General features: G+C 67.4%; 17 protein-coding genes. 12 read left to right on the top strand and 5 right to left on the bottom strand.

Translation table 11 applies throughout. From position 1 onward, the window contains the following. Positions 1-132: 132 nt before the first annotated feature. The 7 genes from ACE3UA_RS08290 to ACE3UA_RS08260 all read left to right on the top strand — a co-directional run bounded on the left by ACE3UA_RS08290 (position 133) and on the right by ACE3UA_RS08260 (position 12,886). Positions 133-2,511 (top strand): glycogen/starch/alpha-glucan phosphorylase, encoded by a 2,379-nt coding sequence (locus tag ACE3UA_RS08290; RefSeq protein ID WP_374643969.1) that lies wholly within the window; start codon positions 133-135, stop codon positions 2,509-2,511. A gap of 19 nt (positions 2,512-2,530) precedes the next feature. Beyond that, positions 2,531-4,702 (top strand): 1,4-alpha-glucan branching protein GlgB, encoded by a 2,172-nt coding sequence (gene glgB, locus ACE3UA_RS08285; RefSeq protein WP_374643967.1) that lies wholly within the window; start codon positions 2,531-2,533, stop codon positions 4,700-4,702. Between the two features lie 36 nt (positions 4,703-4,738). Further along, complete coding sequence (gene glgC / locus ACE3UA_RS08280; RefSeq protein ID WP_374643965.1) at positions 4,739-6,010, top strand: glucose-1-phosphate adenylyltransferase; 1,272 nt, start codon at positions 4,739-4,741, stop codon at positions 6,008-6,010. A gap of 101 nt (positions 6,011-6,111) precedes the next feature. After that, positions 6,112-7,536, top strand: a complete 1,425-nt coding sequence (gene glgA / locus ACE3UA_RS08275; protein WP_374643963.1) for a glycogen synthase GlgA — start codon at positions 6,112-6,114, stop codon at positions 7,534-7,536. Continuing rightward, positions 7,533-9,665 carry a glycogen debranching protein GlgX gene (gene glgX, locus ACE3UA_RS08270; RefSeq protein ID WP_374643961.1) on the top strand — a complete coding sequence of 711 codons (2,133 nt, stop codon included), beginning with the start codon at positions 7,533-7,535 and terminating at the stop codon, positions 9,663-9,665. The genes glgA and glgX overlap by 4 nt, the downstream gene beginning before the upstream one ends. Further along, positions 9,662-11,293: an alpha-D-glucose phosphate-specific phosphoglucomutase gene (locus ACE3UA_RS08265; RefSeq protein ID WP_374643959.1), complete on the top strand. Its 1,632-nt coding sequence runs from the start codon at positions 9,662-9,664 to the stop codon at positions 11,291-11,293. The genes glgX and ACE3UA_RS08265 overlap by 4 nt, the downstream gene beginning before the upstream one ends. 420 nt (positions 11,294-11,713) lie before the next feature. Beyond that, positions 11,714-12,886, top strand: a complete 1,173-nt coding sequence (locus ACE3UA_RS08260) for a hypothetical protein (protein ID WP_374643957.1) — start codon at positions 11,714-11,716, stop codon at positions 12,884-12,886. A gap of 111 nt (positions 12,887-12,997) precedes the next feature. Here the strand turns inward: ACE3UA_RS08260 and ACE3UA_RS08255 are convergent, their stop codons facing one another. Further along, positions 12,998-13,582 (bottom strand): HNH endonuclease, encoded by a 585-nt coding sequence (locus tag ACE3UA_RS08255; protein WP_197641552.1) that lies wholly within the window; start codon positions 13,580-13,582, stop codon positions 12,998-13,000. A gap of 252 nt (positions 13,583-13,834) precedes the next feature. Between ACE3UA_RS08255 and ACE3UA_RS08250 the strand changes: the two genes are divergently transcribed. After that, positions 13,835-14,482, top strand: coding sequence for a glutathione S-transferase family protein (locus ACE3UA_RS08250; RefSeq protein WP_374643955.1), 648 nt, complete (start codon positions 13,835-13,837; stop codon positions 14,480-14,482). A gap of 26 nt (positions 14,483-14,508) precedes the next feature. Here ACE3UA_RS08250 and ACE3UA_RS08245 read toward each other — a convergent pair whose 3' ends face one another. The 4 genes from ACE3UA_RS08245 to ACE3UA_RS08230 are packed head-to-tail and all read right to left on the bottom strand — an operon-like array spanning position 14,509 to position 18,739. Next, positions 14,509-15,300 carry a xanthine dehydrogenase family protein subunit M gene (locus tag ACE3UA_RS08245; RefSeq protein ID WP_374643953.1) on the bottom strand — a complete coding sequence of 264 codons (792 nt, stop codon included), beginning with the start codon at positions 15,298-15,300 and terminating at the stop codon, positions 14,509-14,511. 12 nt (positions 15,301-15,312) lie between these two features. Further along, on the bottom strand, positions 15,313-17,682 hold the full coding sequence (locus ACE3UA_RS08240) for a xanthine dehydrogenase family protein molybdopterin-binding subunit (protein WP_374643951.1): 2,370 nt from the start codon (positions 17,680-17,682) through the stop codon (positions 15,313-15,315). A 19-nt stretch (positions 17,683-17,701) separates the two neighbouring features. Then, entirely contained in the window at positions 17,702-18,187 is a 486-nt protein-coding gene (locus ACE3UA_RS08235; RefSeq protein WP_374643949.1) for a (2Fe-2S)-binding protein, read from the bottom strand. A 36-nt stretch (positions 18,188-18,223) separates the two neighbouring features. After that, positions 18,224-18,739: a CoxG family protein gene (locus tag ACE3UA_RS08230; RefSeq protein WP_374643947.1), complete on the bottom strand. Its 516-nt coding sequence runs from the start codon at positions 18,737-18,739 to the stop codon at positions 18,224-18,226. A 187-nt stretch (positions 18,740-18,926) separates the two neighbouring features. Between ACE3UA_RS08230 and ACE3UA_RS08225 the strand changes: the two genes are divergently transcribed. The 4 genes from ACE3UA_RS08225 to pgi all read left to right on the top strand — a co-directional run bounded on the left by ACE3UA_RS08225 (position 18,927) and on the right by pgi (position 23,196). Continuing rightward, the gene (locus tag ACE3UA_RS08225) at positions 18,927-19,391 is read left to right on the top strand and encodes a transglycosylase SLT domain-containing protein (RefSeq protein ID WP_374643945.1); all 465 of its coding nucleotides are present in this window, start codon (positions 18,927-18,929) and stop codon (positions 19,389-19,391) included. A gap of 80 nt (positions 19,392-19,471) precedes the next feature. Beyond that, a complete protein-coding gene (zwf, locus tag ACE3UA_RS08220) occupies positions 19,472-20,923 on the top strand; it encodes a glucose-6-phosphate dehydrogenase (protein WP_374643943.1) in 1,452 nt (483 codons plus the stop codon). Beyond that, a complete protein-coding gene (gene pgl, locus ACE3UA_RS08215; protein ID WP_374643941.1) occupies positions 20,923-21,594 on the top strand; it encodes a 6-phosphogluconolactonase in 672 nt (223 codons plus the stop codon). The genes zwf and pgl overlap by 1 nt, the downstream gene beginning before the upstream one ends. Before the next feature lie 3 nt (positions 21,595-21,597). Then, positions 21,598-23,196, top strand: coding sequence for a glucose-6-phosphate isomerase (gene pgi, locus ACE3UA_RS08210; RefSeq protein ID WP_374643939.1), 1,599 nt, complete (start codon positions 21,598-21,600; stop codon positions 23,194-23,196).

Genomic DNA, 23,196 nt, shown 5'->3' with positions numbered 1-23,196 from the left:
GTGGCACCACGGCCAAAGCGGTTTGAACTCCCGGCCCCTGGTTGAAAGTGACCATATCTTGACCCAAGCCCTGCTTGACGCCGGCCCGGCACAGCCTAGCCTTGGCGGGCCGGACAAGACCATGAGCCCAGCGTGACCCCGAACCTTCTGCAGGCCGATGTCCTGCGCCATCTGACCTTCACCCAGGGCAAGGACGCCCCCCACGCCAGCCTGCAGGACTGGCGGCTCGCCCTCAGCCATGCGATCCGCGACCGCATCGTGGTCCCCTGGTTCGCCGCGACCCGCCGCACCTGGGCCGATGACCGCAAGCGCGTCTGCTATCTGTCGATGGAATACCTGATCGGCCGGGTGCTTGAGGATGCGATGATCAACCTCGGCCTCTACGACATCGCCGCCGAGGCGATGGCGGGGCTCGGACTCGATCTGCGCGCGCTGATCGACGACGAGCCCGACGCGGCACTGGGGAACGGCGGGCTGGGGCGGCTTGCCGCCTGTTTCATGGAATCGATGGCGACCATCGGCTGCCCGGCCTATGGCTATGGCATCCGCTACGAGAACGGCCTCTTCCGCCAGCATTTCGAGCATGGCCGCCAGGTCGAGACCGCCGAGGACTGGCTGGCCCATGTCGATCCCTGGGAATTCACCCGCCCGGAAAGCGCCTATACCGTGGGCTTCAAGGGCCGGGTCGAAATCCGCGACGGCCGCGAGGTCTGGTTTCCCGAGGAAACCGTGACGGCCGAGGCGCATGACACGCCGGTCATCGGCTGGCAGGGAAGATGGGCCAATACGCTGCGGCTCTGGGCGGCGAAGGGGACGGCGGATTTCGACCTCGCGCGGTTCAACCGGGGCGACTACACCGCCGCGGCCGAACCCGAGACCCTGGCCCGCACGCTGTCGCGCGTGCTTTATCCCGACGACACAACGCATCAGGGCAAGGAGCTGCGCCTGAAGCAGGAGTTCTTCATGACCTCGGCCGCGCTGCAGGATATCCTGCGCCGCCATCTTGCCAACCACCGCGACCTCGGCACCCTGCCGGCCCATGTCGCGATCCAGATGAACGACACCCATCCCGCGATCGCGGGGCCCGAACTGATCCGGCTCTTGTCGGATGTCCATGGCCTGCCCTTCGACACGGCGCTGGAGATCGCGCGGGGATGCCTGGGCTTCACCAACCACACGCTCCTGCCCGAGGCGCTGGAGAAATGGACAACCTCGACCTTCGGCACGATCCTGCCGCGCCATTTGCAGATCGTCGAGCGGATCGACGGCTGGCACCGCCGCAACTGGCCGGACCGGCCGCATTACCTGGGCATCCTGAAGCACGGTGAGGTGCGGATGGGCGAGTTGGCCTTCATCATGAGCCACAAGGTCAATGGCGTCTCGGCGCTGCATTCGCAACTGGTCAAGACCACGCTCTTTCCCGAACTGGACGCGATGCATCCGGGCCGGATCGTCAACCAGACCAACGGCGTGACCCCGCGGCGCTGGCTGCGGATGGCGAACCGCCCGCTGGCCGGGCTGATCACCCGCACCATCGGCGAGGGCTGGGAGGCCGACCTCGGCCGCCTGCGCGAGCTGGAGCCGCATGTCGAGGACGCAGGTTTCCGCGCCGATTTCGCGGCGGCCAAGCACGAGAACAAGGTCGCGCTCGCGAACTGGATCGGGCGCGAGACCGGCCTGGCGCTGGACCCGCAGGCGATCTTCGACGTCCAGATCAAGCGCATCCACGAATACAAGCGCCAGCTTCTGAACATCCTGCAGACCGTCGCCCACTGGCACGCGATCCGCGCCAACCCCGAGGCCGGCTGGATCCCGCGCGTGAAGATCTTCGGCGGCAAGGCGGCGCCCGGCTATGAAGTCGCCAAGGAAATCATCCGCCTGATCAACGATGTGGCCGAGGTTCTTAACGCGGATCCGGTGACGAACGGGCTGCTGCGGGTGATCTATCCGCCGAACTACAACGTCACCATGGCCGAGAGGCTGATCCCGGCTGCCGACCTTTCGGAACAGATCTCGACCGCGGGGAAAGAGGCCTCGGGCACCGGCAACATGAAGTTCATGATGAACGGCGCGGTGACCATCGGCACGCTGGACGGCGCGAATGTCGAGATCCTGCACGAGGTCGGGGCCGGTAACTTCTTCCTGTTCGGCCTGACCGCCGAAGAGGTCGTCCACCGGCGTGCGGATCCCGAACATGCCCGCAAGGCGATCCAGGCGAGCCAGCCCTTGCTGGACGTGCTGCAGATGATCGCCGAGGGCCGCTTCTCTCCCGGCGAGCCGGAGCGGTACCATGGCCTGGTCCATCGCGTCTGGCACCATGACTATTTCCTCGTCGCCTCGGATTTCGCGGCCTATCACGCGATGCAGGCCGAGGTGGATCGCGCCTATGCCGATCCCGCGCGCTGGTGGAAGATGGCGGCATTGAACACGGCCCGCAGCGGTTTCTTCTCCTCGGACCGCACGATCCGTGGCTACATGGACGAGATCTGGCAGACGACATCCGCGCTCTGAGGCGCTTGCAGGAGGGGGCATGGCCGGAACGACACTGGAGCGGGGCGCGGCCGAGGCGATCGCCGCGGGACGGCACGGCGATCCCTTCGCGGTGCTCGGGCCGCACGAGGTGGCGAAGGGCTGGGAGGTCCGGGCCTTCGTGCCGGGGGCGGAGCGGCTCTGGCTCTTGACCGGACATTCCGCCGCCGAGGCCGCGCCCTATCCCGGCGTCCCCGGGCTGTTCACCCAGCCGATGCCCCGGCGGGACAGCTACAGGTTCCGCGCGCAAGGCCATGGCAACACATGGGAATTCGACGATCCCTATCGCTTCGGTCCGGTGCTGGGCGAAATGGACGAACATTTCCTGGGCGAAGGCACGCACCGCCGCCTCTGGCAGGCGCTCGGCGCGCATCCGATGACGCATGAGGGGGCGGCGGGCGTCCATTTCGCGGTCTGGGCCCCGAATGCCGAACGGGTTTCGGTGGTGGGCGACTTCAACCTCTGGGACGGGCGCCGCAATCCGATGCGCCGGCGGGGTGCGACCGGGGTGTGGGAGATCTTCCTGCCCGGCCTGCACCAGGGCACGGTCTACAAGTACGAGATCCGGGGGCAGGACGGGACGATCCTGCCGCTCAAGGCCGACCCGGTCGGCTTCGGCTCGGAACATCCGCCCGCAAATGCAAGCGTTGTAAGGGAAATCCGGGGCGATTGGCAGGATGCGGACTGGATGGCCGCGCGGGCCGCGAAACAGGCGATCGACGCGCCGATCTCGGTCTACGAGGTGCATCTGGGCTCTTGGCGGCGCGCGCCCGGCAACCGGATGCTCAGCTATCTGGAACTGGCCGGGCAGCTGGTGGACTACGCCGCCGACATGGGTTTCACCCATATCGAATGCCTGCCGATCAGCGAATATCCTTTCGACGGGTCCTGGGGCTACCAGCCGGTCGGCCTCTTCGCCCCCACGATCCGGCACGGCACGCCCGAGGAGTTTCGAGCCTTCGTCGATGCCGCCCATCGCCGCGGCCTGGGGGTCATCCTCGACTGGGTTCCGGCGCATTTCCCGACCGATGCGCATGGCCTCGGCCGCTTCGACGGCACCGCGCTTTACGAACACGAAGACCCGCGCGAGGGGTTCCATCAGGACTGGAACACCCTGATCTACAACTATGGCCGGGTGGAGGTGAAGAACTACCTGGTCTCCAACGCCCTCTATTGGCTGGAGGAATACCACATCGACGGCCTTCGCGTGGATGCCGTCGCCTCGATGCTATACCGCGACTACAGCCGCGAGCCGGGCGAATGGGTCCCGAACCGGGATGGCGGGCGCGAGAACTACGAGGCGATCGAGGTCCTGCGGCAGATGAACGCCACCGCCTATGGCGAATGTCCCGGCATCATGACCGTGGCCGAGGAATCCACCGCCTTCCCGGGTGTCTCGCGGCCCGTGGACTGGGGCGGCCTCGGCTTCGGATTCAAGTGGAACATGGGCTGGATGAACGACACGCTTGGCTACATGCAGAAGGACCCGCTCTATCGCCGCTACCACCACGGCCAGATGACCTTTGGCCTGGTCTATGCCTGGTCGGAAAACTACATCCTGCCGATCAGCCATGACGAGGTGGTGCATGGCAAGGGTTCCATGCTGGCCAAGATGCCGGGCTCCCCTTGGGAAAAATTCGCCAACCTGCGCGCCTTCTATGGGTTCATGTGGGCGCATCCCGGCAAGAAGCTGCTGTTCATGGGCCAGGAATTCGCGCAAGGGGCCGAGTGGAACCACCAGCACAGCCTGGACTGGCACCAGCTCGCCCTGGCCGAGCATCGCGGCGTGCAGGCGCTGGTGCGCGACCTGAACCGGCTGTACCGCGAGATCCCGGCGCTGCATGTGAACGACTGCCGGCCCGAGGGTTTCGACTGGCTCGAAGGCCACGATGCCGAGACGGGGGTCTTCGCCTGGGTCCGCCGGGGCCGGGCCGGGGACAGGCCGGTGGTCGCGGTGGTCAACATGACGCCGGTCCAGCGCAGCTACCGGCTGGGCCTGCCCGAACCGGGCCATTGGCGCGAGATCCTGAACACCGATGCCGCAGCCTATGGCGGCGGCAACCGCGGCAACCTTGGCGGGATCGGCGCCGAGCGGGTGCCGTGGCACGGCCAGACCCAGTCGGCCCAGCTGGTGCTGCCGCCGCTGTCCGCGATCTATCTGCAGCAGGATTGACGATTGCCGGGCAAGCCGCCCGAGGGGAGGACGAGAATGCACCCAAGACCGAACCAGCGCCTTTCATCCCAGGCCATGGCCTTCGTCCTGGCCGGGGGGCGTGGCAGCCGCCTGAAGGAGCTGACCGACCGGCGCGCGAAACCGGCGGTCTATTTCGGCGGCAAGACCCGGATCATCGACTTCGCGCTGTCGAACGCGCTGAACTCGGGTATCCGCAAGATGGCGATCGCGACGCAGTACAAGGCCCATTCCCTGATCCGCCATGTCCAGCGCGGCTGGGGCTTCTTCCGGGCGGAACGGAACGAATACCTGGACATCCTGCCCGCCTCGCAGCGGATGGACGAGGTGAACTGGTATCGCGGCACCGCCGACGCCGTGGCGCAGAACATCGACATCATCGACAGTTACGGGGTGAAATACGTCATCATCCTGGCGGGCGACCACATCTACAAGATGGACTACGAGGTGATGCTGCGCCAGCATGCCGAGGCCGGGGCTGACGTGACCATCGGCTGCCTGACGGTCCCGCGCCGGGAAGCCAGCGCCTTCGGGGTGATGCATGTCGACAAGGCGATGCGGATCACCGATTTCCTGGAAAAGCCGAAGGACCCGCCCGCGCTTCCCGGCGATCCGGACCATTCGCTCGCCAGCATGGGGATCTACGTCTTCGACTGGGCCTTCCTGCGCGACCTGCTGCGGCAGGACATGGGGGATGACGCCTCCAGCCACGATTTCGGCTTCGACCTGATCCCCCGCATCGTGCGGGAGGGCAAGGCCGTCGCGCACCGCTTTGCCGACAGCTGCGTGACCTCGGGCCTCGAGACCGAGCCCTACTGGCGCGACGTCGGCACGATCGACGCCTTCTGGCAGGCGAATATCGACCTGACGGATTTCGTGCCGAAGCTGGACATCTACGACCGGAGCTGGCCGATCTGGACCTATGCCGAGATCGTGCCGCCGGCGAAGTTCATCCATGACGAGGACGGACGGCGCGGGATGGCGGTCTCGTCGCTGATCGCGGGCGATTGCATCGTCTCGGGTTCCGAGGTGCGCAATTCGCTGCTGTTCACCGGGGTCCGGACGCACAGCTTCTCCAGCCTGGAACATGTGGTGGCGCTGCCGCAGGTCACCGTCAACCGCAAGGCGCAGCTGAAGAATTGCGTGATCGACCGGGGCGTGGTGATCCCCGAGGGGCTGGTCATCGGCGAGGATCCGGCAGAGGATGCGAAGTGGTTCCGCCGCTCGGACGGGGGGATCGTGCTGATCACGCAGGACATGCTTGACGCGCGGGCACGGGCATTGTCGTGACGGGATCCTGACGGGTTGCGCCCGGGCGGAGCCCCGGGGGTTTCACACCCCCGGACCCCCGTGGAGTATTTTTGAAAAGAGCAAGACGGGAGCGGTTTGTCATGGGCGGGCGGGTGCTTTCGGTGGCGTCGGAATGTGTGCCGCTGGTCAAGACCGGCGGGCTGGCCGATGTGGTGGGCGCGCTGCCCGAGGCGCTTGCGGCCAAAGGCTGGGAGATGCGGGTTCTCCTGCCCGCCTATCGCAGCCTGCGGGCAGGGGCCGAGGGCTGGCCGGTGGTCTGGGAGGAGGGCGATCTCTGGGGCGGGCAGGGACGGGTCCTTGCCGGCGAGGTGGGGGGGATTTCGGTCCTCCTCCTTGATGCGCCGCATCTCTATGATCGCGAGGGCGGGCCCTATGCCGGGCCGCAGGGCGAATTTCCCGACAATGCGATCCGCTTCGCCGCGCTGAGCTGGATCGCCGCCCGCATCGCGCGCGAGGGGCTGGCGGGCTGGAAGCCCGACATGCTGCACGCCCATGACTGGCAGGCGGGGCTGGCCCCGGCCTATCTGGCCTATTACGGCGCGGGCGGGGTGAAGTCGGTGATGACCATCCACAACATCGCCTTCCAGGGCTGGGCGCCGGGCCACATGCTGGGGATCCTGCGCCTGCCCGCCCATGCCTTCCACCCCGAGGCGCTGGAATACTACGGCGGGATCTCCAGCCTGAAGGCCGGGCTGATGACCGCCGACTGGATCACCACCGTCTCGCCCAGCTATGCGGCCGAGTTGATGCGGCCCGAGTTCGGCATGGGGCTGGAAGGGGTGCTGGCGGCGCGCGGGCGGGTGGTCTCGGGCATCCTGAACGGGGTGGACACGACGATCTGGAATCCCGCGCGCGAGGAGCCGGGCTTCGGCCCGAAGACCATGGCCGGCAAGGCCGCCGCCCGGGCGCGGCTGTGCCAGGAATTCGGGCTGGAGGTTCCCGGCCCGCTGGCCATCGTCATCAGCCGGCTCACCGACCAGAAGGGCGTCGACCTTCTTCCCGCGGTGATCCCCGATTTCATCCTTGGCGGTGGCGGGCTGATCGTCCTCGGCTCGGGCGAGCCGGGGATGGAGGCGGCGATGCGCAACCTTGCGGCGCGCTTTCCCGGTCGGGTCGCCGTCCGCATCGGCTATGACGAGGCGCTGAGCCACCGCCTGTTCTCGGGCGCCGACGCCGTCCTCGTCCCCAGCCGGTTCGAGCCCTGCGGCCTGACCCAGATGTATGGCCTGCGCTATGGCGCGCTGCCGGTGGTCAGCCAGGTGGGGGGGCTTGCGGATACGGTGATCGGGGCCAGCCCGGCAACGCTGGCGGCCGGGGCGGCGACGGGGGTGACCTTCCACCCGGTCGACGCAATGGCCTTCGGCCAGGCGCTGGAGCGGCTGCAGGCGCTATACCGCCAGCCGAAGCTCTGGGCGAAGCTGCGCGCCAATGCCATGGCCCATCCCGTCGGCTGGGAGGCGAGCGCGGCCGCCTATGCCGGGCTTTACGAAAGGCTGGCCGGGTGACGCCGCAGACCGCCCCGCCCCCGGCATGGCTTTCGGGCCATGCGGTCGGCCCCGGTCGCCCCTGGCCGATGGGGGCCAGCCTCACCGGCGACGGGGTGAACTTCGCGGTCTTTTCCGCCAATGCCGAGCGGATCGAACTGTGCCTTTTCACCCATGACGGCCGCAAGGAGCTGTGCCGCCTGCCGATCGTGGAGCGGGAAGGGGACATCTGGCATATCCATGTCGGCGGGCTGACGCCCGGCGCGGTGTACGGCTATCGCGCCCATGGGCCCTATGCGCCGGAACAGGGCCACCGCTTCAACCCGCACAAGCTGCTGCTGGACCCTTATGCCCGCGCGCTGGAAGGGCGGCTGAAATGGTCCGACGCGCTGATGGGCTACCGGATCGGCAGCCCGCGCGGCGACCTCAGCTATGACAGCCGCGACAGCGCCTTCGCCGTGCCGAAGGCGGTGGTGGTGGATCCCTCCTTCAGCTGGGGCAACGACCAGCCGCCGCGCATCCCGCGCACCGATACGGTGATCTACGAGGCGCATGTCAAGTCGATGACCGAACTGCACCCGCATGTCGACAAGGGCCTGCGCGGCACCTACCTGGGCCTCGCCTCCGACCCGGTGATCGAACATCTGCACCGCCTTGGCATCACCGCGATCGAGCTTCTGCCGGTCCATGCCTTCGTCGACGACCGCTTCCTGGTCGCGCGGGGCCTTCGCAACCACTGGGGCTACAACACGCTGGGATTCTTCGCCCCCGAGCCCCGCTACATGTCGAAAGGCGCGCTGTGGGAGTTCCAGACCATGGTCCGCCGCTTTCACGCCGCGGGGATCGAGGTCATCCTCGACGTGGTTTACAACCACAGCGCCGAGGGCGACGAATGGGGCCCGACCCTGTCGTTCCGGGGGCTCGACAACGCGAGCTATTACCGGCTTTGCGACGGCGGGCGGCATTACGTCAACGACACCGGCACCGGCAACACGCTGAACCTGACCCATCCGATGGTGTTGCGCATGGTGATGGACAGCTTGCGCTACTGGGTCGAGGAGGTCCATGTCGACGGCTTCCGCTTCGACCTTGCCACCGTCCTGGGGCGCGAGGCACAGGGCTTCGACCCGAACGGCGGCTTCTTCGACGCGATCCGGCAGGACCCGGTCCTTTCCCGCGTCAAGCTGATCGCCGAGCCCTGGGACATCGGTCCGGGCGGCTATCAGCTGGGGGCCTATCCGCATCCGTTCCACGAATGGAACGACCGCTTCCGCGACGGGGTGCGCCGCTTCTGGAAGGGGGATGCCGGCCTCACGCCCGATCTCTCGGCCCGGATCCTCGGCAGCGCCGAACGCTTCGACCATTCCGGCCGCGCCGCCTCGTCCTCGGTCAATTTCGTGACCAGCCATGACGGCTTCACGCTCGAGGATCTGGTCAGCTACACGGTCCGGCGCAATTTCGCCAATGGCGAGGAGAACCGCGACGGCCATCACGAGAGCCATTCCGACAACCTCGGCGTCGAAGGGCCGACGAAGGATCCCAAGGTGCTGGCCGCCCGTGCCTTGCGCAAGCGCAACCTGCTGGCCACGCTGATGTTTTCGCAAGGGGTGCCGATGCTTCTGGCCGGCGACGAGATCGGCCACAGCCAGGGCGGCAACAACAATGCCTATGCCCAGGACAACGAGACCAGCTGGCTCGACTGGGCCCGCGCCGACCGGGCGCTGACGGATTTCGTCGCCCGCCTTGTCGCCCTGCGCCGCGCCCTGCCGATCCTGCGCCAGCGCCGTTTCCTGCATGCCCGCAAGCGCCAGTGCGACGGCCTGCCGGATGTGATCTGGCACCACCCCGACGGCCACACGCCGCAGTCCGGGGACTGGCACGATCCCGCCTTCCGCTGCCTCTGCGTCGAGTTGCGGATGCAGGCCGAAGGGGGCGATCCGAAACCGGATGCCGTCTTCGCCGTTTTCAACACGGGGGCCGCCGCCGCGCTGCGGTTGCCGGGGACGGTCCCGGCCTGGGAACTTCTGCTCGACACCACCCGGCCCGAATTCCTGCCCGACGGCACCGCCTCGACGCTGCGCGAGGTGCCGGCCCAGTCGGTCCTGCTCTTCCGGTCGCTGACCGGCACATCGAAGGGAGACCCGCCATGAGCCAGATCACCACGGTGCAGACCGCCCCGATCCAGGGGCAGAAGCCGGGGACCAGCGGACTGCGCAAGAAGACGGCGGTCTTCATGGGGCGGCACTATCTGGAGAATTTCGTCCAGTCGGTCTTCGACGTGGTAGGCTGCCAGGGCAAGACCTTCGTCCTGGGCGGCGACGGGCGTTATTTCAACGACCGCGCGGCGCAGGTCATCCTGCGGATGGCGGCCGCGAACGGGGCTGTTCGGATGATCGTGGGGCAGGGGGCGATCCTCTCGACTCCCGCCGCCAGCCACCTGATCCGGCTGAACCGGACCGATGGCGGGATCATCATGTCCGCCTCGCACAACCCCGGCGGCCCGGACGAGGATTTCGGGGTCAAGTTCAACATGCCGAACGGCGGCCCCGCGCCCGAGGCGGTGACCGAGGCAATGTATCGCCGGACGCTGGAACTGGCCGAATACCGGATGCTCGAGGCGCAGGATGTCGACCTTTCGCGCCCCGGCCGGCACCGGCTGGGCGGGATGGTGGTCGATGTCGTGGACCCGGTGGCCGATTACGCCGCGCTGATGGAGGGGCTGTTCGACTTTGCCGCGATCCGGGCGCTGTTCGCCTCCGGCTTCCGGATGCGGATGGATTCCATGTGCGCCGTCACCGGCCCCTATGCGGTGGAGATCCTGGAGAACCGGCTGGGCGCGGCCAGGGGGACGGTGGTCAACGCGACCCCGCTGCCGGACTTCGGCGGGATGCATCCCGATCCGAACCCGACCTGGGCCCGCGCCCTGATGGAGGAAATGTTCACCGCCGGCGCCCCCGATTTCGGCGCGGCCTCGGACGGCGACGGCGACCGGAACATGGTGGTCGGGCGCGGGATCTATGTCTCGCCCTCGGACAGCCTGGCGGTGCTGGCCGCGAACGCGCATCTGGCGCCGGGCTATGCCGGGGGGCTGAAGGGGGTGGCGCGGTCGATGCCGACCTCCGCCGCCGTCGATCGGGTGGCTGCGGCGCTGGGGATCCCGGCCTACGAGACGCCGACGGGGTGGAAGTTCTTCGGCAACCTTCTCGACGCGGGGAAGGCGACGATCTGCGGCGAGGAGAGCTTCGGGACCGGCTCGGACCATGTCCGCGAGAAGGACGGGCTCTGGGCGGTGCTCATGTGGCTGAACATGCTGGCCGCGCGGGGGCAGACGGTGGCGGCGATCCTGCGGGACCATTGGCAAAGGTTCGGCCGGAACTACTACAGCCGCCACGATTTCGAGGCGATCGAGCCCGCGCGGGCCGAGGCGCTGATGGCCGCCTTGCGCGCCGCGCTTCCCGGCCTGCCGGGGCGGGGGGTGGAGGGGCTGGCGATCGCGGAGGCCGACGACTTCGCCTATACCGACCCAGTGGACGGCAGCCTGAGCGAGCGGCAGGGGGTTCGGGTCATGTTCCGGGACGGCAGCCGGATCGTGTACCGGCTTTCCGGCACCGGGACCGAGGGCGCGACGCTGCGGGTCTATCTGGAACGCTACGCCCCCGGTCCCGGGGGGCTGGATCTGGATCCGCAGGAGGCGCTGGCCCCGGTGATCCGGGCGGCGCATCGGCTGGCGGGGATCGCGGCCCATACCGGGCGGGAAAACCCGGATGTGGTGACCTGAAGCCGAGGACTGTCCAGGCGTGGATCCCGACCGCGCAGGGACGGCCCCTTGCGCCGCGCGGGATCCGGCGGAGCGCCGTCCCGGCAAGAGAGCGGTCGATCTACATGCCGAACCGAGGCGGCTGCGCGCCGCCGTTCGTATTGCCATCGCGGCGATTCTTGCGACCTTGGAATAAATGCCGAATGCCAGGTGGATTACGCTGCCGGAACAATCCCTCGACTGCCATGCCTATCGAATGAAACCCACTTTCGATATGTCCCTTCCATTCGACGCGATTTATCCTTCCCTTCGATCATCTCTTTCTGCCCATGTGCCGAATGGATCCGAATTCGCTGTTGACCCAAACCGTCCCGATATGAAATCTGGGCCATGAAACTGATGCCTGTCCCGTTCCGGCACCACGTACCTCAAGGATGGTAAATGCTTAAAATCGTTCCCGGATTGCTGCGCGCGACCGCCTGGTCCACCGCGGCACTTCTGCTGCTTGGGGGCGCGGCACAGGCAGCGTTTTCGGACCTGCAGTTCGGTCGGTATCAGGTTGCCGATACGCAATGGAATGTTTCGAATTGCCAGAACACGACAACCTGCGACATCTACAGCAAAGTCCCTGGAACCGCCTATAAAATTCCATTCAGCGATGGAGAGGTGGATTGGGGTGCGAATTCCGACCGCTATATCGGCTTCACCCCCAATGCGGGCGCCAATAGCGCCAGCTATCCCCATGAGATGACCCTGTTCGAGGCGGATGGGACTGTCGTGCAATCGCTCGGCGCCGGGCGCGTGCTGACGGCGGGGGCCGATGCCAAAGGAGATGCCTATTTCTTCTTCGTCGGCAGCGATGAATTCACCGGCCAGCTGTTCAGCGGCTCGGTGGGCATGGACAGCACGGCGGGCATCTCCTTTACAGGCACGCTGACGCCGACCCTTGCCGAGCTGGACTCCTTCTCGAACGGGCTGTCGACGACGCCGCTTGGCGCGGGCGAGACGGTCTCGCCCCCGCCCACCGACCCCGAGGAGGAGCCCCTTCCCGTCACCAGCCTCTCCGTTCTGGAGCGCGTGCTGAACGCCACGGCCGAAATGGGGACCATGGCGCCGCTTGCCGGCACCTTCGTGAATATCGCAGAGAACGAGGCCTGGATCGACCCGCAGACAGGCACGATCCTGAACCGCATCGACGGATCGGTCACCAATACGCTGACCGGCGTCGCGGCCGCCACGTCCGAGGTTGCGGGCGACGTGCAGGCCATCGGCGACATGACTGTCGACATTGGCGATATGTCCACGACCGTGCTGGGCGCGGTGAACACGGGCACGATCACGCTTGGCGTCAACCAGGACCTGTCCGAGGCGATCTCCGGCAGCTCGGGCGCGGTTTCGGCCAGCATCCGGCAGCTCGGCGGCACCACCGATCAGGCGGCTCTTGTGGCCGATATGGCCAGCAACATGACCTCGGTCATCGGATCGGTCGATACCAGCTTCAACGGGCTGAACGGGTCGATGGGAAATGTTTCGACCACGGTTCTGGGCGCGGTCAATACCGGCACGGTGGTGTCGGGGGTCAACAGCGCCGTCACCGGGATCGTCGGCGGCTGACAGATCCGGGGCGGGTTCGGCCCCGTGGCGCGGGCAGACACCCTTGATCGGGGGGAGCCGGATCGGTCGGACAGCGCGATCCGCGACATGACGAACAATCGTCGGAGAAGCTCAGGCCTCCAGCTCGGCGTCCCAATAGAGGTAGTCCATCCAGCTGACGTGCAGGTGGTTCGGCGGGAAGCGGCGGCCGTGGGCCTGCATCTCCTCGGCGGTGGGGGTCCGAGGGGGGCGGCGGAGGTGGAGGCCGGACTGGCGCAGCGTCCGGGAGCCCTTGCGCAGGTTGCACGGAGAGCAGGCGGCGACGACATTCTCCCAGCTGGTGATGCCGCCGCGCGAGCGCGGGACGACATGGTCGAAGGTAAGATCGCCCCGCGCGCCGCAGTACTGGCAGCAGAATTCGTCCCGCAGGAAAAGATTGAAGCGCGTGAAGGCCACGCGCTTCTGGGGTTTGACATATTCCTTGAGGACGACGACCGAGGGTATCCTGAATTCGTGGCGCTGGCTTCGCACCACATGGTCGTATTCGGCGACGATCTGCACCCGCTCCAGCACGGCGGCCTTGATCGCCTCTTGCCAGGGCCAGAGGCTGAGCGGGTAGTAGCTGAGCGGGCGGTAGTCGGCGTTCAGCACCAAAGCGGGGTAATGCTTCAGCGCCGCGGGATCGCGCACGAACTGGGTTCTGAAATCGCCGTCCATTCCGTCAAAGACTCCACGCTTTGCCCGCTGACCCGGAGGCCATGGGGGGCGGGGGAGTCCGCCCCGGTTGCGGGAACTATATCTGGCGTTCTTGCCATGGCAACCCCCCAGCTAGTGACGGTGCCGTGAAGTTTGCCGAGTCTCCTGATGCCGGATTTCCATGACCCCGGCATGACACCGCGCAAGACCGTGGAAGGACTTGCCGGCCGGGCAAGAGAAACATACCATTTGGTCTGATATTGGGGGGGCAACATGGCCGGTCTTCCGACGATCACCGGATTCCGCCGTTCGCCCGATGGGGGCAGGGGGTTGGCGCGCGACCTGCGGGTCCGCTGGGCGCTGGAGGAGGCCGGGCAGCCCTATGCGGTGGAACTGCTGGACTTCGCCGAGTTGAAGTCGCCCCGGCATCTGGCGCGAAATCCCTTCGGGCAGATCCCGACCTATGCGGCGGAGGGGCTGGTCCTGTTCGAGTCCGGCGCGATCCTCTGGCATCTGGGACAGGAGCATCCGGTCCTGCTTCCGACCGGGCCGGAGGCCAGGGCGCGGGCGGTGACGTGGATGTTCGCCGCCCTGAACACGGTCGAGCCGCCGATCTTCGAGTTCAGCCTGGCGCGGGTGCTGGAACGGGAGCGGCCCTGGTTCGCCGAGCGGCAGGAGATGCTGGCGGCGCGCATCCGGGCGGTGCTGGGGCGGCTTGCCGACCGGCTGGGGCAGGGGGTTTGGCTGGAGGCTGGGTTCTCGGCCGGGGACCTGCTGATGGTCAGCGTGCTGCGCCGGCTGGGCGGAACCGGGATTGTCGAGGATTGGCCGAACCTCGCCAACTATGTCGCGCGGGGCGAGGCGCGTCCGGCCTTCCAGCGCGCGCTGGCGGCGCAGCGGGCCGAGGCAGCCCGCGCCTGAAGATAGCCCCGGGCGCGGGATAAGGGTCAGGCCAGCGCGGCGGCGACGGCGCGGCCGGTCAGCACCTTGACCAGGTTGGCGCGATAGGCCTGGGTCCCGTGCAGGTCGTGGATCATCGCGCCGCTTTCCATCGCGAGGCCCTTGATCGCGGCGGGGGAGAAGTCGGCCGACAGCGCGGCCTCGGCATCCTTCCAGCGGAAGACGCCATCCTGCGACGCCCCGGTGACCGCCACCCGCACGCCGCTTGCGTATTTCGCGACGAAGACGCCGGTCAGGGCAAAGCGGCTGGCGGGCTGGTCGAACTTCACATAGGCCGCCTTTTCCGGGATCGGGAACACGACCGAGGTGATGATTTCGCCATCATGCAGCGCGGTGGAGAACAGGCCCTGGAAGTAGTCGTCGGCCGCGATCTTGCGGCTGTTGGTGACGATGGTCGCCCCCGAGGCAAGGGTAGCCGAGGGGTAGCAGGCGGCCGGATCATTGTTGGCGAGGCTGCCGCCAATGGTGCCCCGGTTCCGGACCGCCGGGTCGCCGATGCCGGCGGCGAGTTTCGCCAGCGCCGGGTAATGCGCCGCCGCCTCGCGCGCGACCACCGCGTGGGGGGTGGCCGCACCGATGTGCAGGCCGCCGTCGCCGAGGCAGACGCCCTGCAGCTCGGGGATGGCGGTCAGGCTGACCAGGGTTGCGGGTGCGGCGAGGCGTTGCTTCATCGTCGGGATCAGGGTCTGGCCGCCCGAGAGCGCCTGCGCGCCCTCATGCGACAGGGCCTGCACCGCGTCGGCGATGGTCGAGGGTTTGACGAAGTCGAAGTTGTGCATGGGGTCCCTCCCTCAGCCGTGCATCGCCTGCCAGACCCGCGAGGGGCTGACCGGCATGTCGATATGGGTGACGTTGGTAAAGCCGCCGCGGTGCAATGCGTCGATCACCGCATTGACCACCGCGGGGGGCGAGCCGATGGCCCCGGCCTCGCCGCAGCCCTTCACCCCCAGGGGGTTATGGGTGCAGGGCGTGGCGCAGCTGTGGTCCACCGAATAGAACGGCACGTCGTCGGCGCGGGGCATGGCGTAGTCCATGAACGAGCCGGACAGAAGCTGGCCGTTCTCGTCGAAGACGCAATGCTCCAGCATCGCCTGGCCGATGCCCTGCGCAAGGCCGCCGTGGACCTGGCCCTCGACGATCATCGGGTTGACCACATTGCCGAAGTCGTCGGCGGCGGTGAAGGCCAGGATCTCGACCTTTCCGGTCTCGGGGTCCACCTCCAGCTCGCAGCCATAGGCGCCGGCGGGATAGGTGAAGTTCGAGGGATCGTAGAAGGCGGTTTCCTCGAGCCCCGGCTCGATGCTTTCCAGCGGGTAGTTGTGGGGAACGTAGGCCGCGAGGGTGATGTCGACCCAGGTTTTCTCCTTGTCGGTCCCCGCGACGGTGAACTTGCCGTCCTTCAGTTCGATATCGGCCTCGGACGCCTCCATCAGGTGGGCCGCGATCTTCTTGGCCTTGTTGATGATCTTGTTGGTCGCCTTGACCATGGCCGAGCCGCCGACCGCCAGGCTGCGCGAGCCATAGGTGCCCATGCCCATCGGCGTATTCGAGGTGTCGCCATGGACGATCTCCACCTGGGAGGCGTCGATGCCGATCATGTCGGAGATCACCTGGGCGAAGGTGGTCTCGTGCCCCTGGCCGTGGCTGTGGCTGCCGGTGAAGACGGTGATCGAGCCGGTGGCGTTCACCCGGACGGTCGCCGATTCATACAGACCGGCGCGGGCGCCGAGTTGGCCGACCAGATTCGAGGGCGCGATGCCGCAGGCCTCGATGTAATGGGCAAGGCCGAAGCCGCGCAGCCTGCCGCGGGCCTTCGATTCCGCCGCGCGGGCCTCGAACCCGGCGTAGTCGGAGAGCTGGAGCAGCTTGTCCAGCGTCGCGTCGTAGTTGCCGGTGTCGTAGACCACCGCGACCGGGGTCTGGTAGGGATACTGGTCGGGCTTGATGAAGTTCTTCCGGCGCAGGTCCACCGGGGAAACCCCAAGCTCGCGCGCGGCCTTGTCGATCACGCGCTCCAGCTGGAAGGTCGCCTCGGGCCGCCCGGCGCCGCGATAGGCGTCGACGGGGACGGTGTTGGTGAAGACCGCCTTGACGTTGGTGTAGACGAGCGGCGTCTTGTAGTTCCCGGCCAGCAGCGTGCCGTGCAGCCAGGTCGGGATGCAGGGCGCGAAGGTGGAAAGATAGGCGCCCATGTTGGCATAGGTCTCGCAGCGCAGCGCCATGAAGTTGTGGTCGGCGTCGAGCGCGAGCTGGATCCGGGTCTGGTGGTCCCGGCCCTGCGCGTCCGAGATGAAGGCCTCGGACCGGGAGGAGGTCCATTTGACCGGACGCTTCAGGATCTGGGCGGCCTTGGTGACGAAGGCCTCTTCGGCGTAGTGGTAGATCTTCGAGCCGAAGCCGCCGCCGACATCGGGGGCGACCACGCGCAGCTTGTGCTCGGGGATCGACAGCACGAAGGCGCCCATCAGCAGGCGGATCACATGCGGGTTCTGGCTGGTCGTGTACAGCGTGTGCTGGCCCGAGTGATCCTCGTAATCGCCGACGGCGACGCGGGGCTCCATCGGGTTGGCGATCAGCCGGTTGTTCACGAGATCGAGGGTGGTGACATGGGCGGCCTTCTTGAAGGCCTCGTCCACGGCGGCGCGGTTCTCCTCGACGAAGCCCCAGTCGTAGCAGAGGTTCGAGCCGATCTCGTCATGTACCAGGGGCCCGCCCTTGACGGCGGCCTTCATGTCCATCACGGCGGGCAGTTCGTCGATGTCGATCTCCACCGCCTCGGCGGCGTCGCGGGCCTGTTCCAGCGTCTCGGCCACCACCACGGCGATCGGATCGCCGACATGGCGGACCTTGCCCTCGGCCAGGACGGGGTGCTTCGGTTCCAGCATCACCTTGCCGTCACGGCTGGTGACCTGCCAGCCGGTCGGGATGCCGCCCACACCGGCGAAATCGGCCGAGGTGAACACCTTGACCACGCCCGGCATTGCCTCGGCGTCGCGGGTGTCGATCTTGCGGATCGTGCCGTGGGCGACCTGGCTGCGGATGAACTGGGCGTAAAGCTGGCCCCGGATGTTGATGTCGTCGGTGTAACGGCCCTTTCCGGTCAGGAACCGCACGTCTTCGCGCCGCTTGGTGCTGGCGCCGATGCCTCCGTCCTTCGGCATGTCGTCCTCCCTGATTTTGTTATTCGGCTGCGATCTTGGTGACGTCCTGCCCCGAGGCCGCCAGCACCGCCTTGACGATGTTGTGGTAGCCCGTGCAGCGGCAGATGTTGCCTTCGAGATGGTGACGCACCTCGGCCTCGGTCGGGGTCGGGTTCTCGGCCAGAAGCGCGGCCGAGGACATCACCATGCCCGGCGTGCAATAGCCGCATTGCAACCCGTGATGATCCTGGAAGGCCTGCTGCAGCGTCGAGAGCGAGCCGTCGGCATTGGCCATGCCCTCGATCGTGCGCACCTCGGCCCCGGCGACGTCCTGGGCGAATACGGTGCAGCTTTTCACCGCCTGGCCGTTCACATGCACCACGCAGGCGCCGCACTGGCTGGTGTCGCAGCCGACATGGGTGCCGGTCAGACCCAACCCCTCGCGCAGGTAGTTCACCAGAAGGGTCCGCCCCTCTGCCTCGGCCGAGACGGCGCGGCCGTTCACGGTCATGCTGACTTTGGTCATTCCACTCCTCCCTTGGATTTCCTGGGTTGGGGGGCCTCAGCCCCCGGTCAGACGCTTGAACCAGCCCTTCTTCGGGGCCTCTTCCGCCTCGTCCGCGGGCGGGGCCTCGTCGGGGCCCTCGACCGCGTCCTGGAAGCGGGTGAAGAACTCATCGGCCAGCTTGCGGGCGAAGCCGTCGATGATCCGGCTGCCAAGCTGGGCGATCTTGCCGCCGACCGAGGCATCGACGGTATAGGTCAGCCGGGTGCCGTCCCCGGCCGGTTCCAGCACCATGTCGGCGCCGCCCTTGGCGAAGCCCGCGACGCCGCCCTTGCCCTCGCCCGAGATGCGCAGGGACCGGCCTTCCACGATGTCGGAAAGCTGGACGGTGCCGGTGAAGGTGGCGCTGACCGGCCCGACCTTCTGCTTGACCACGGCCTGATATCCCTCGGCCACGCTGCCCGAGAGGCTTTCGCAGCCGGGAATGCAGGCGCGCAGCACCTCGGGGTCGAGGATGGCGCGCCAGACCATGTCGGGCGGCGCGGCAATCTCGCGCGTGTCGGACATCTGCATCGGTTTGATTCCCCCCGGCCTTTTTCACGAGACTATGCCAAAGCGCGCATAATCCATCAGGAATTTCGCGCCTTGCCCGGTCAATTTCTTCGGATCCGCGCAAAGGGCCGCCGACGGATGCGGCCGGGACTTGCGGCAAGGCGCGGCCGTCTTTAACGCTTTGCGGCAAAAACCCAGCGGAGCCCCCATGTCCTTCAGCCGCCGACAGATCCTTGTCCTTGCCGCCGGAGCAGCACTTGCCGCCTGCGGCCGCAAGCCCGGGCCCGCCGTCTCGCGCGCAACGATGCAGCCCGGGGCCACGCCCGAGATGAAGGCATTGGTGCGCAAATACGCCCATGTGCACGAGATCCCCGAAGAGCTTCTGCACCGGGTGATCCAGCGCGAAAGCGGCTACAACCCGGCAGCGCGCAACGGGCCCTATTACGGGCTGATGCAGATCATGCCGCAGACGGCGCGGACCATGGGCTATCGCGGCGCGCCCGAGGGGCTTCTGGATGCCGAGACCAATCTGAAATATGCCGGACGCTATCTGCGCGGGGCCTGGCTGGTGGCGGATGGCAACCAGGACGCCGCGGTGGGCTGGTATGCGCGCGGCTATTACTACGAGGCCAAGCGCAAGGGCCTGCTGGAGGAGACGGGCCTCCGGGCCTGATACGGCGACGCTGGACATGGGCGGGCGCAGGCGGTAGAACGCGCCCGTTAGCGCTAACAAAGCGTTGGAGGGAGTTGCCCATGGTTTCGCGCGTGATTCCGGTGGATGTGTTCGATCTGGTGATCTTCGGCGGCACCGGCGATCTGGCGCGGCGCAAGGTGCTGCCGGGGCTGTACCGCCGCTTCCTCGCCGGACAGATGCCCGAGGACAGCCGGATCATCGGCGCCGCACGGGGTGAGCTGACCGATGCCGAATGGCGCGCCCAGGTGGCCGAGGCCATCGCGGAATTCGTCCCGAAGGAGAAGCAGGACAAGACGGCGATCGCGGGCTTCCTGGAGCGGCTGACCTATGTTCCGATCGACGCCAGGGGGACGACCGGCTGGGAGCGGCTGAAGGAGCTGATGCGCGAGAATGTGGTCCGGGCCTTCTATTTCTCGGTCGCGCCGGGCCTGTTCGGCGATATCGCGCAGCGGCTGTCGGACCACGGGATCGCGGATGCCTGGAGCCGGATCGTGGTGGAAAAGCCCTTCGGCCGCGACCTGACCAGTGCGCGCGCACTGAACGAGGTGCTGGCGCGGCATTTCACCGAGGCGCAGATCTACCGGATCGACCATTACCTCGGGAAGGAGACGGTGCAGAACCTGATGGCGGTGCGCTTCGCCAACATCCTGTTCGAGCCCTTGTGGAAGGCCGAATACATCGACCACGTCCAGATCACCGTGGCCGAAACCGTGGGCGTGGACGGGCGCGGGGCCTATTACGACAAGTCGGGCGCGATGCGGGACATGGTGCAGAACCACCTGATGCAGCTTCTGTGCCTGATCGCGATGGAGCCGCCCTGGCACTTCGACCCCGATGCGGTGCGCGACGAGAAGCTGAAGGTGATCCGCGCGCTGAAGCCGGTGCTGCCGCAGGACATCGTGCGCGGCCAGTATGCGGCGGGGGGCGGCGCGCCGGGCTATGCCGAGCATGCCGAGAATTCCGCCAGCCGGACGGAAAGCTATGTCGCGCTGAAGGTCGCGATCTCGAACTGGCGCTGGCAGGGGGTGCCGTTCTACCTGCGCACCGGCAAGCGGCTGCGGGCACGAGCCAGCGAGATCGCGGTCACCTTCAAGCAACCGCCGCATGCGATCTTCGACGATGCGAAGGGCTGGCACGAGAATGTCCTGGTCATCCGGCTGCAACCCGACGAGGGCATGCACCTGTGGGTGATGATCAAGGAGCCGGGGCCGGGCGGGATGCGGTTGATGCAGGTGCCCTTGGACATGTCCTTCGCCGATGCGCTGGCCGAGGTGTCCGAGGATGTGCCGGACGCCTATGAACGGCTGATCATGGATGTGATCCGGGGCAACCAGACGCTGTTCATGCGCGGTGACGAGGTCGAGGCCGCCTGGGCCTGGACCGATCCGATCATCGAGGGCTGGGAATCGCGCGACGACCGGCCGCAGCTTTACGATCCCGGATCCTCGGGGCCGGAAGATGCGTTGATGCTGATGCACCGCGACGGGCGTCGCTGGCGGGAGATACGCTGATGCAGCTGGAGACCTATCCGGACCGCGAGATGCTGATGCTGGGACTGGCGAATGTGCTGGCCGGGCAATTGGCGGATTTCCTGCGCCGCGATGGCCAGGCCACGCTGGCGGTTCCCGGGGGCACGACTCCGGGGCCGGTGTTCGACACGCTTTCGGGGGTGGACATCGACTGGGCGAATGTCGCGGTTCTGCCGACCGACGAACGCTGGGTGCCCGAAACCAGCGACAGATCGAACACGCGGCTGGTGCGCGAACGGCTTGTCCGCGGCCGGGCGGCGCAGGCGCGGCTGATCCCGCTTTACGCCCCGGCCGAGACGCCCGAGGAGATGCTGCCCGCGCTGGAGGACGGGATCCGGCCGCATCTGCCGATCTCGGTCCTGCTTCTGGGCATGGGGACGGACATGCATGTGGCAAGCCTGTTCCCCGGCGCCGACCGGCTGGACGAGGCGCTGGCGGCGAATGCGCCGCTTCTGCTGCCGATGCGGGCCGAGGCGGCGGGCGAGCCGCGCGTGACGCTGACCGCGCCGGTGCTGAAGGGGGCGTTCAACATCCATCTCCTGATCACCGGCAGCGAGAAGCGCGAGGCGCTGGAACGGGCGCAGTCGTTGACCCCGCAGGAGGCGCCGGTGCGCGCCGTCCTGGATGCCGCAACCGTGCACTGGGCGGAGTGAGCCATGGACAAATGGGCGGAACTGCGCCGGCTGCACGGGTTGAACAAGGGCCGGCATATCCTTGATCTCTTTGACGGATCCCGCGCCGGTGATTTCGCGGTCGAGGCCGATGGGATGCGCTTCGATTATGCCAAGACCAATATCGACGCCGAGACGCGCAGGGCACTGATCCGGCTGGCCGAGGATGCGGGCCTGGCGGAAAAGCGCGCGGCGATGTTTTCCGGCGAGAAGATCAACGATACCGAGGGCCGCGCCGTCCTGCATGTGGCGCTGCGGGCGGGCGAGGGTGCGGTGATCCGGGTGGATGACCAGGACGTCCTGCCCGAGGTGCGCCGTATCCGCGCCGCCTGCGCCGCCTTCGCGCGCCAGGTGCGCGAGGGGGTGTTCACCGGGCAGGGCGGCCGGATCACCGATGTCGTGAACATCGGCATCGGCGGCTCGGACCTTGGACCGGCGATGGCCTGGCTGGCGCTGCAGCCCTATGCCGACGGGCCGCGCTGCCATTTCGTCTCGAACGTCGATGGCGCGCATGTCCATGACACGCTGCGGGGGCTGAACCCCGAGACGACGCTGGTGATCGTGGCGTCCAAGACCTTCACCACGATCGAGACCATGACCAATGCCGACACGGCACGGCGCTGGATGGCGGAGAAGGTCGCCAATCCCGCCACGCAGTTCGCCGCCGTCAGCACGGCCGGGGACAAGACCGCCGCCTATGGCATTGACCCGGATCGGGTTTTCGGATTCGAGGATTGGGTCGGCGGGCGCTACTCGGTCTGGGGGCCGATCGGTCTGAGTCTGATGATCGCCATCGGTCCCGAGCGGTTCGACGACTTCCTTGCCGGCGGCCGGGCGATGGACGCGCATTTCATGGGCGCGCCCTTCCCGCAGAACATGCCGGTGCTGCTGGCTTTGGTCGGGATCTGGCACAACCAGATCTGCGGCCATGCGACGCGCGCGGTTCTGCCCTATGATCAACGGCTTGCGCGGCTTCCCGCCTATCTGCAGCAACTGGAGATGGAGAGCAACGGCAAGCGGGTGGCAGTGGATGGCAGCGACCTTGCCACCCAATCCGGGCCGGTGGTCTGGGGTGAGCCGGGGACCAACGGCCAGCACGCCTTTTACCAGCTGATCCATCAGGGCACGCGGGTGGTGCCTTGCGAGTTCCTGGTGGCGCGGCGCGGGCATGAGCCGGATCTGGCGCATCAGCATCTCCTCCTGGTCGCGAACTGCCTGGCGCAGGCCGAAGCGCTCTTGCGCGGCCGCACGCTGGAGGAGGCGCGGGGGATCATGGCGAAGAAGGGGCTGACCGGGCCCGAACTGGAACGGCAGGCGCGGCATCGGGTGTTCCCGGGCAACCGGCCTTCGACGGTGCTGGCCTATGACCAGCTGACGCCGTTCACCCTGGGCCAGATCATCGCGCTTTACGAGCACCGGGTGTTCGTCGAAGGGGTGGTCCTGGGGATCAACTCCTTCGACCAGTGGGGCGTGGAACTGGGCAAGGAACTGGCGCTTGCCCTGCAGCCGGTGCTGGAGGGCAAGGCCGGGACTGAAGGCAAGGACGGCTCGACCGCCGCGCTGGTCCGGTTCCTGCGCGGCTGA

This window comes from Tabrizicola sp., from assembly GCF_041919135.1.
Taxonomy (GTDB): Bacteria; Pseudomonadota; Alphaproteobacteria; order Rhodobacterales; family Rhodobacteraceae; genus Tabrizicola.
This window is presented reverse-complemented; position numbering and strand designations above follow the sequence as displayed.